We start from the raw sequence: 9,263 nt of genomic DNA, 5'->3' as shown, positions 1-9,263 counted from the left end.
CCCCCAAGTGACCCCCCATGCCCGCCGCCTTCGACATCCGGCCGGGACGGCACGGCTGGAGCTGACCGTGATGTGCCACAACGCGGGCGCTCGGGCCGGTGGCCGCTTGACAGCGGTGGTGTCGCGTGGTGAAGCTGATTCCAGAACTAAGTTCTAAAACGTGCCGCTCGGCCGTGCGGGAGGAGCATGATGGGCGTACTCGACGGCAAGGTCGCGCTGGTGACCGGGGCCAGCAGAGGCATCGGCGCCGCCATAGCGGCGGAGTTCGCCGCGGCGGGCGCGCGGGTGGCGGCCAGCGCGCGGACGGTCTCGCCCGGCACCAGCCGGTTGCCCGGCACCTTGGAGGACACCATCGCGGGCATCCGCGCCGCGGGCGGGACGGCGGAGGCGTTCCAGGCCGACCTGTCCGTGCCGCAGGACCGGGAACGGCTGGCCGAGCAGGTGCGCGAGCGTTACGGCGACATCGACATCCTGGTCAGCAACGCCGCCGTCACGTACTTCACGCCGGTGGCGGACTTCACCGCGCGCCGGTACGCGCTGATGTTCGAGGTGCAGGTGACGGCGCCGACGCATCTGGCGCAGCTGGTCATCCCCGGCATGCGGGCGCGCGGGCAGGGCTGGATCCTGAACATCTCCTCGATCGCCGCCCGCCACCCCACCATGCCGCCGGGGCCGCACGCGGGGCTGGGCGCCACGGTGTACGGCATGTGCAAGGCGGCGCTCGAACGTTTCACCACGGGCCTGGCCGCCGAGCTCTACGCCGACGGCATCGCGGTCAACTCGCTCGCCCCGACCAAGGTGGTGCCCACCCCCGGCACGCTCTTCCACCGGCTGACCACGGAGGAGGACCCGAACGCCGAACCGCCGCAGGTCATGGCCGCCGCCGCGCTCGCCCTGTGCCAGGCCCCGCCCGACAAGCTGACCGGCCGCATCGCCTACTCCCAGGAGCTGCTGGCCGAGCTCGGCCTGTCGTCCTGACCGTCCCGTACGCCGTGATCTCCGCACCGCGACCGGCCCGGCCCGTCCGGCCGGGCCGGGTACGCGTCGACTGCCACCTGCACACCGTCGCCTCGGGCGACTCCGTCATGACGCTCGACCAGCTGGCCGAGCGCGTGGCGGCCCTGCGGATCGACGTGGTCTGCGTCACCGACCACAACCACCTGGCGGGCGGCGCCGAGGAGCTCTCCCGCGCGGTCGGCGCCCGGGTGGTGCCGGGCGAGGAGATCCGGACCGGCTCCGGCGAGCTGATCGGCCTCTTCCTCACCGAACGGGTGCCGTACGTGCTGCCGGCCGAGCAGGTGGTCGAGCGGGTCCGGGGCCAGGGCGGCATCGTGTGCGCGCCGCATCCCTACGATCCGCACCGGTTCGGGGCCGGCGCGCGACTCGACGCGATGTGCGCCGCCGGGATGATCGACGCGGTGGAGGTGTTCAACGCGAAGACCCCCGACCATGAGCACAACCTGGCCGCGCTGCGCACGGCGCGGGCGTACGGGCTGCCGGGCACGGTGGGCTCGGACGCGCACGACCCGGCCGGGGTCGGCGCCGCTTACCTGGAGATGCCGGACTTCGACGGCCCCGCGTCCTTCCTGGCCGCCCTGCACGAGGCCGAGCCGTACGGCGAATACCGCCCGCACGCCCTCCGCTACGGTTTCCCGTAACGAAGGCGGCGGTTCGCCGCAATGGTGTGCGGCCGGGGGCGTCGTTAGCGTCGGCGCATGCTCACCACCCTTACGGCGATCTGCCTCGCCCTGTCCCCCGCCCTCCCGGTCTCCGTCGACGCCTACGTCGAGCGGTACCGCGCGGCCACGGGACTGCCCGGGGTCGCGGTGGTGATCACGGAGGGCGACCGGGTCGTGCACGCCGCCGGGTACGGCCGCACCGCCACCGGCGAGCCCGTCACCGCCGGCACCCCCATGGCGATGGCCTCGGTCAGCAAGTCGTTCACCGCCCTGGCCGTCCTGCAGCTCGCCGAGCAGGGCAAGGTGGCCCTCGACCAGCCGGTGCGCCGCTATCTGCCCGAGTTCACCATGGCGGACCCGCGGGCCGCGAGGATCACCGTACGGCAGCTGCTCCACCAGACCTCCGGCATGGCCGACTCGGCCTTCCGCGAGAAGAGCCTGCCCCAGCCGGAGACGCTCGAAGGCGCCGTGGCCCGGCTCAGGACGGCGCGGCTCGCCACGGAGCCCGGCGCCGCCTTCAGCTACCACAACACCAACTACCAGGTCGCCGCGCGGCTCGTCGAGGTGGTCAGCGGCCGGCCGTTCGCGGACTACCTCGACGCGCACGTGTTCGAGCCGCTCGGCATGCGCCGCAGCACCACCGTCGACACCGACCGCGACCTGCCCGGCGGCGCCCGCGGCCACCTGTACGTCCTGGGCCGGGCCGTCGCGCTGCCGGAGCCCGCGGGGTTCGGCAACGGGTCGGGAGGGGTGCTCAGCACCGCCCACGACATGGGCCGGTGGCTGATCGCGCAGCACACCGGGGTCCTGCCACCCCGGAGTGTCCGGGAGATGCGCACGCCGTCCGCGCGGAACGAGGACTACGCCCTCGGCTGGATGCTCGACGAGACCGAACGCGGCACGCCCGTCCTGGAGCATGGTGGCGACCTGTTCACCTCCACCGCGCACCAGCTGCTGATGCCCGGCACGGGGCACGGCATCGCGGTCATGGCCAACACCGGCATGGCCTACTCCGACGCTCACGAGCTCATGGCCGGCCTGGTCGCCCTCGTCGAGGGGCGCGCCCCTCAGCCGCCCTCCCGCACGCCCTACCTCCTCACCGACGGGCTCTTCGCGCTGCTGACCCTGGTCACCGTCGCGCTCGCGGTGCGGGGCGTCGTCCGTGCCCGGCAGTGGACCGGGCGGAGGTGGTGGCGGCTGGCGCCGTACCTGGTGCCGGCGGTGGTGTGCGTGACGATGGCGCCGATCCATCGGGTGCTGGCGCGGGGCCGGGACGCGTCCTGGGTGCAGCTGGCGTATCTCTATCCGACGTTCATGGTGTGGCTGGTGACGGCCGCCGTCGCCTGCCTCGCCGTGGTGGCCGCCCGCCTCCTGGTCGCCGGGCGGCGCGGGCTGTGACCGTGGGCGGGGTTTGGATCGCCGTTCGCCGTTCGCGGCAAAGAGGAGGTTGGTCAGTCCGCACGCGGGCGTGACCTGCGGCGGGCGTCCGGGGCGGCATCGTGGAGAGATACGGGAGAAGGAGTCCATGACGCCATGACCGGGGACGCGATCCGCGTTCCACACCCATCTGACGACGTCCGGAAATTTCTGGACTTCGGGGGGAAATGACATGGCCGAGATCACGACGCGTTCCGTCACGGCCCTCGTGCTGGCGGCGGCGTTCACCACCGCGGCGCACCCGGGCGCGCACGCCGCCCACCACGCCCGGCAGGCCGACCAGAAGACGCACGACGCCCGGCAGACCGGCCAGGCCGGTGCTCAGCGACCCGGCGACCGGGTGGGCGCGCGCGACTTCTCCTGTGGCACGGCGGCCGGCGGGGCGCAGGTGACCACTCACATGACCGACCCGGGCCTGGCTGCGGACCGGCCGGCCGCGTGCGCGCTCGCGCTGGACGTGGCCGGCGCCTACCAGAAGCACGTCCCGGCGGCGGCGCCCGCGGACGGAATGCCGTACTTCCTCGTCCAGGTCCGCGGCACCGGCTGGTCGTGCGCGCGCGTCACGGGCGCGTCCGTCCCGCACGGGCAGTGCACGCATCCCCCGGGCGACAACGTGAAGGTCTTCGACTGAACGGCGATCCATGCTCCTGACGCATCGGCCGATGCCCGATCGCCCCTTGGTAGGGCGCCGCGCCGGTGGTGGACTACGGGATGTTTCCGCACATGACCACTGACACGTCTACATCACGGGACGCAGGCAGGCGGAGCTGGACGCGGCGGTGGCGGAGATCGGCCACGGCGCCGTCGGCCTCCGCGGTGACGTCACCAGGCAGCGGGACATGGCCGAGGTGTACGCCAGGGTGGCCGCGGACGGCAACCGCGTCGACGCCCTGGTGGCCAACGCCGGCGCCGGGGAGTTCGCCGCGCTGGAGGACGTCACCGAGGAGCATCTCGACCGGATCTTCGCGATCAACGTGAAGGGCACCGTGTTCACCCTGCGGGAGGCGCTGCCGTACCTGAACGATGGCGCCTCGATCGTGCTGGTCACGTCGATGGCGTCGAGCAGCGGGCAGGCGGGGCTGAGCGTGTACTCGGCGTCGAAGGCGGCGGTGCGCTCGTTCGCCCGGTCGTGGGCCGGCGAGCTGCGCGGGCGCGGCATCCGGGTCAACGCGCTGGCCCCGGGCGCCACGGAGAGGCCCGCGATGGACGCCTCGCTGGAGGCGTCCGGGCTGGACGCGGCGGCGCGAGCGGTGGCGGGCCGAGCACGCGGCGGCGATCCCGATGCGCCGGATGTCCCGGCCCGAGGAGCAGGCCGCCGCCGCGCTGTTCCTGGCCTCGCCGGAGAGCTCGTACATCACGGGGGTGGAGCTGGCCTGCGACGGCGGCGCGACACAGCTCGGCTTCGGACTCGTCGCCGCCTAGGCACCGCACCGGGCGGCGACACTCCGGCCGCGCTCGGCCAGTGCCTGGACGGCGCCGGCCGATGTGGCGCGCACCACCCATACGACGCGCATCCGCGTGACCGCCGAACGCATCACCCGCGCTGGCCGGCAGGCTGGAGAAGACCGGCGATCAGTCGTTCAGGTCGGCCACCGAACCGGGGTCGGGCGCCTTGATCGACACCTTGGCGCCCCATCCGGTGAAGCGGCTGTCGATCGTGATGACCTTGCCGTCACGGCCGTTCGCGTCGATGACCCCGGTCGCCGCGTAGGAGCTCTTCACCCTGCTGACCAGCCCGGCGGAGGTGAGCGTCAGGGTGTAGGAGACCGTGGTGTCGTTGTGCATGCGCAGCGGCACCGAGGCGTCGAACCAGGTCGACACCTTCGCCAGGTCCTTGAAGGTGATCTTCCCGGTGATCGTGCTCCTGCTCGGCTTGCCCTTCTTGACCAGCATGGCCAGGGTCTTCGGCTCGGCCGGGTTGATGACCTGACCGTGGAAGCCGCCGGCGCCGCCGGGCATGTAGCCGGTCTTGTTCCAGCTCGCGCCGGGCGGAAGCTGTTCCGACAGGATGCCGCCGGAGACGTAGCTGGTCCTGCCGACGGTGACGACGCGCTCGCGGGGCGCGCCGACCCGTGTGGTCGTGATGTCGGAGGCCGCGATGCCCTTGGCGGAGAACTGGAGGGTGCCCTTGCGGTCCTGGATTTTGGTCCTGTCGCCGCCGGACGGGGTGGCGATGGTGGTGGTCTCGGTGAAGCGCACGCCGTGGCCCGACTTCAGCTGGGCCTTCAGCGCGCGTGCGGGGTCCTTGGGGGCGGCCTCCGCCGGGGTGGCGGTCGCCAGCAGCGACCCGCAGGCGGCGAGGGTGATGATCGTTCGTTTCATGGTCGGTGATCATGCCGAAGGCGGGTCACAGCCGGGCAACGCAGGAGCTCCCTCTCCGGCGGGGAACCGGTGGGCATAGCCGACCGTCGCCGTTCGGACGAACAGGGCGCGCGCCGCGTCGGGGGTGTCGTCCCGCCACGCGAGCACCACCCGGGTGTCCGGCAGATCCGGTACGGGCACCGCCGCGACCGAGTCGCCGATCCGGTCGGCGGCGCTCGCCCCGACCACCGCGATGAGCCGGCCGTACGAGACGAGCTCGACGATCTGGTCGAGGGACTCGTCGGGGCGGTGGTCGCGGTAGGCGGCCTCCCCGGCCAGGTCGGCATGCGTCAGCGCGGCCCGCCCGGCGAGGCGGTGGCCGGGCGGCAGCAGCGCCACCGACGACTCGCGGGTCAACTCGGCGCGGGCCAGCCCGTCGAGCTCGCCACGACCGCACATCAACGCGAGATCCGCGGCGCCGGTGCGCAGCGCGGCCACCTGGTCAGGGGTGAAGACGACCTCGACCGCCACCGCGCCGGGCAGCCCCTCGTACGCGCGCAGCGTCCCCGCCAGGAGCCCGGAGCCGGTTCCGGCGCGGGTGGCGACGACCAGCCGCCGTCGGCGGGCCGCCCGCTGGGTCCGGCGTACGGCGGCGTCCACGGCGTCCAGCGCCCGGCGGCTCTCGGAGAGGAGGACGCGGCCCGCGGCGGTCAGCTCGACACGGCGGCTGGTGCGTTCGAACAATCGCACGCCGAGGCGGCGTTCCAGCCGGGCGATGGTCCGGGACGTCAACGGCTGCGCGACGCCGAGCCGCTCAGCCGCCCGGCCGAAGTGCAGCTCCTCCGCGACGGCCACGAAGCACTCCAGCTCCCGCGTCTCCACGCGACTCATCCGTCCAGGGTAAGCCGGGATGTCCGGGGTCAGGGGGCCAGGGCCGCGGCGACGGTGGTGGCGAGCGGCGTCGTGGGGCGGCCGATGAGGCGCGACAGGTCCCCCGGCGTGGCGGCGAGGGCGCCACGGCTGATGGCGACGTCGACGTCCACCAGGATCTCGGCGAGCGCCTCCGGGAGCCCGGCGGCGACGAGCGCCGCCTGCTGCTCGGCCGGGGTGACGAACGTGTGCACGACCTTCTTGCCGGTCTGGCGCGACACCTCCTCGGCGAACTCGTCGAACGTCCACGCGGTGTCGCCGCCCAGCTCGTACGCCGTGTTCAGGTGTCCCTCGGTGCGCAGGACGACGGCGGCGGCCGCGGCGTAGTCGGCGCGCGGCGCGGTGGCGAGGCGGCTGCCCGGGGTGACGGCGTTGACGACGGCGCCGCGCTCCAGGATGCGGGGCAGGTCGGGGGTGAATGCGGGCGCCTCGGTGTACCAGTTGTTGCGCAGGAAGGTGTACGGCAGGCCGGAGGCGAGGACGAGCTTCTCGGTCTCGCGGTGGTCGTCCGCGAGCCGGAAGCCGGCCTCGGGACCGCCGAAGACGCCGACGTACGCCAGCTGGGCCACGCCGGCGTCCGCGGCCGCGTCGATCACAGCGGCGTGCTGGGCGGCGCGGCGGCCCACGTCGGTGCCGGAGATGAGCAGCACGCGGTCCTCGGGCCCGAACGCCCCCGCGAACGTCTCAGGCCGGTCGTAGTCGGCGACGTGCACGCGGACGCCCTTCGCCGCCAGATCGGCGGCCTTCTCGCGGCTGCGGGCCACGGCCGTGACGGCGTCCGCCGGGACTCCACGATCGGCGGCGTGAGCGAGAAGATGCTCGCGCAGACCCTGCAGACGCTGGAGCGCGACGGGTTCGTGCACCGCGACGCCAAGCCGGTCATCCCGCCGCGCGTCGACTACTCCCTGACACCGCTGGGCCGCGAGGTGGCCCAGCAGGTGTGGGGGCTGACCCGGTGGGTGCAGGACCGGATGGGCGACGTCTTCGAGGCCCGCGAGGCGTACGACGCGGCGCGCGCCTCCTGACCTCACCGCCTGTCAGCCCGCTCAGAACGGGTAGTGGGCCTGCTGGGTGGCGAGCGTCAGCCAGCGCGTGTTCGAGAAGGCCTCCACGCCCCAGCGCCCGCCGAAACGGCCGTAGCCGGAGGCGCGGAAGCCGCCGAACGGGGCCTGCGGCTCGTCGGCGACCGACTGGTCGTTGACGTGCACGATGCCGGTCTTCAGGCGGCGGGCCAGCCGCAGCCCGTGGGTGCCGTTCTCGGTGATGATCCCGGCGGTGAGGCCGTGCTCGGTGTCGTTGGCCAGGGCGGCGGCCTCGTCGTCGGTGGCGAACGTCGCGATCACACACAGCGGCCCGAACGCCTCGGCGTGGTACAGCGCGGCGTCCCGCGGGACCCCGGTCAGCACGGTCGCCGGGTGCAGCGCGCCTTCGGGCTCGCCGCCGCCGGTCACCACGGTGGCGCCCTTGGCGACCGCGTCGCGTACGAGGGCGGCGACGCGGGCGGCGGCGGCCGGGCCGACCAGCGGGCCGATCACGGTCGCCGGGTCGGCCGGGTCGCCGGACGGCAGCGCGGCGACCTTGGCGGCGAACTTGCGGGTGAACTCCTCTGCCAGCGACTCGTGGACGAGGATGCGGTCGCCGGACATGCAGATCTGTCCCGCGTTCATGAACACGCCGAACGCGGCGGCGTCGACCGCGTAGTCCACGTCGGCGTCGTCCAGGACGATGATGGCGTTCTTGCCGCCGAGTTCGAGCACGGCGGGCTTGAGGTGGCGGGCGGCGTGGGTGCCGATGATGCGGCCGACGTTCGTGGAGCCGGTGAAGTTCACGGCGCGCACCCGGGGGTCGGCGATGAGCGCCTCGGCGATCTCGGCGGCGTCGGCCGGGTCGTTCGTGACCACGTTGAGCACCCCGGCGGGCAGCCCGGCCCCGTGCAGCACGTCGGCGATGAGCAGCCCGCAGGCGATCGGGGCGTCCTCGCTGGGCTTCATGACGACGGTGTTGCCGGCGGCGAGGGCGGCGGCGACGGAGCGCACGCCGAGGATGACGGGGGCGTTCCACGGGGAGAAGGCGGCGACCACGCCGACCGGCTCGCGTAAGGCGAGGCCGAGCACGCCCTCCTCCTGGGCGGTGAGCACCTCACCGCGCGGCGCGGTGATCGAGGCGGCGGCCTCGCGCAGCATGTCGGCGGCCAGCGCGACGTTGAACCCGGCCCACGGCCGGGTGCCGCCCGCTTCCGCGGCCATCAGCGCGATGATCTCCTCGGCGCGCTCCTGCAGCAGGTCGGCGGCGCGCAGGAAGATCGTGCGGCGGGCGAAGGGGCTGAGGGCGGTCCAGGCGTCGAACGCGGCCTCGGCGGCGTCCACGGCGCGGGTGACGTCCTCGACGCCGGCGGCGGCCACGGTCGCGTAGACCTCGCCGGTGTAGGGGCTGACGTCCTGGGTGAGGCGTCCGGAGGCGGCGGGGACGGCCTTGCCGTCGATCAGCAGCTCGCGGGAGATGGTCATGGGGTTTCCTCTGCTGTCTCGGTGAGGACGCGCTGCGCGACGGCGAAGGCGGCGTTGGCGGCGGGGACACCGCAGTAGACGGCGCTCTGCAGGAGCACCTCGCCGATCTCGTCGGGGGTGAGCCCGTTGCGCAGGGCGGCGCGCACGTGCATGGCCAGCTCGTCCAGGTGGCCGCGCGCCACCAGCGCCGTGAGGGTGATGCAGCTGCGGGTGCGCCGGTCGAGGCCGGGGCGGGTCCAGATCTCGCCCCAGGCGTAGCGGGTGATGAAGTCCTGGAAGTCGCGGGTGAAGCCGGTGGTGCGGGCGGCGGCGCGGTCCACGTGGGCGTCGCCGAGCACCTCGCGCCGCACCCGCATGCCGGAGGTGGCGGGCAGGTGGGCGAGCAGCGCGGCCGTGACCTGCTCGGGGC

Annotated in this window: 11 protein-coding genes and 1 pseudogene; 7 read left to right on the top strand and 5 right to left on the bottom strand. The window is 73.8% G+C overall.

Annotated features, from left to right (window positions below; translation table 11 throughout):
- Nucleotides 1–186 precede the first annotated feature (186 nt).
- From C1J01_RS42580 to C1J01_RS52810, 6 genes and pseudogenes are all read left to right on the top strand, one after another.
- Complete coding sequence (locus tag C1J01_RS42580) at nt 187–978, top strand: SDR family NAD(P)-dependent oxidoreductase (protein ID WP_111184718.1); 792 nt, start codon at nt 187–189, stop codon at nt 976–978.
- 14 nt (nt 979–992) lie between these two features.
- The gene (locus tag C1J01_RS42575) at nt 993–1,658 is read left to right on the top strand and encodes a PHP domain-containing protein (RefSeq protein WP_111184717.1); all 666 of its coding nucleotides are present in this window, start codon (nt 993–995) and stop codon (nt 1,656–1,658) included.
- A gap of 57 nt (nt 1,659–1,715) precedes the next feature.
- Nucleotides 1,716–3,077 (top strand): serine hydrolase domain-containing protein, encoded by a 1,362-nt coding sequence (locus C1J01_RS42570; protein ID WP_111184716.1) that lies wholly within the window; start codon nt 1,716–1,718, stop codon nt 3,075–3,077.
- 211 nt (nt 3,078–3,288) lie between these two features.
- Entirely contained in the window at nt 3,289–3,747 is a 459-nt protein-coding gene (locus C1J01_RS42565; protein WP_111184715.1) for a hypothetical protein, read from the top strand.
- A gap of 148 nt (nt 3,748–3,895) precedes the next feature.
- Nucleotides 3,896–4,336, top strand: a pseudogene (locus tag C1J01_RS53880) (SDR family NAD(P)-dependent oxidoreductase); the annotation flags it as partial.
- A 70-nt stretch (nt 4,337–4,406) separates the two neighbouring features.
- The gene (locus C1J01_RS52810; RefSeq protein WP_235855043.1) at nt 4,407–4,538 is read left to right on the top strand and encodes an SDR family oxidoreductase; all 132 of its coding nucleotides are present in this window, start codon (nt 4,407–4,409) and stop codon (nt 4,536–4,538) included.
- Between the two features lie 150 nt (nt 4,539–4,688).
- Here C1J01_RS52810 and C1J01_RS42555 read toward each other — a convergent pair whose 3' ends face one another.
- Genes C1J01_RS42555 through C1J01_RS42545 form a run of 3 tightly spaced genes read right to left on the bottom strand, consistent with a single transcriptional unit; the run spans nt 4,689 to nt 7,111 of the window.
- Complete coding sequence (locus C1J01_RS42555; RefSeq protein ID WP_111184714.1) at nt 4,689–5,438, bottom strand: hypothetical protein; 750 nt, start codon at nt 5,436–5,438, stop codon at nt 4,689–4,691.
- A 9-nt stretch (nt 5,439–5,447) separates the two neighbouring features.
- Nucleotides 5,448–6,308: a LysR family transcriptional regulator gene (locus C1J01_RS42550; protein ID WP_220040392.1), complete on the bottom strand. Its 861-nt coding sequence runs from the start codon at nt 6,306–6,308 to the stop codon at nt 5,448–5,450.
- Nucleotides 6,309–6,337: 29 nt separating this feature from the next.
- Nucleotides 6,338–7,111, bottom strand: a complete 774-nt coding sequence (locus tag C1J01_RS42545; RefSeq protein WP_235855042.1) for an NAD(P)H-binding protein — start codon at nt 7,109–7,111, stop codon at nt 6,338–6,340.
- On the opposite strand from C1J01_RS42545, the gene C1J01_RS42540 reads away from it, so the two are divergent.
- A complete protein-coding gene (locus C1J01_RS42540) occupies nt 7,055–7,372 on the top strand; it encodes a winged helix-turn-helix transcriptional regulator (RefSeq protein WP_268958803.1) in 318 nt (105 codons plus the stop codon). The genes C1J01_RS42545 and C1J01_RS42540 overlap by 57 nt on opposite strands.
- A 21-nt stretch (nt 7,373–7,393) precedes the next feature.
- Here the strand turns inward: C1J01_RS42540 and C1J01_RS42535 are convergent, their stop codons facing one another.
- The gene (locus tag C1J01_RS42535) at nt 7,394–8,854 is read right to left on the bottom strand and encodes an aldehyde dehydrogenase family protein (RefSeq protein ID WP_111184712.1); all 1,461 of its coding nucleotides are present in this window, start codon (nt 8,852–8,854) and stop codon (nt 7,394–7,396) included.
- The coding region (pcaC, locus tag C1J01_RS42530) for a 4-carboxymuconolactone decarboxylase (RefSeq protein ID WP_111184711.1) at nt 8,851–9,263 on the bottom strand (413 nt) is incomplete at its 5' end. The genes C1J01_RS42535 and pcaC, both read right to left, overlap by 4 nt.

The sequence above is a fragment of the Nonomuraea aridisoli genome (genome assembly GCF_003236395.1).
GTDB classification, from domain to species: Bacteria; Actinomycetota; Actinomycetes; order Streptosporangiales; family Streptosporangiaceae; genus Nonomuraea; species Nonomuraea aridisoli.
This window is presented reverse-complemented; position numbering and strand designations above follow the sequence as displayed.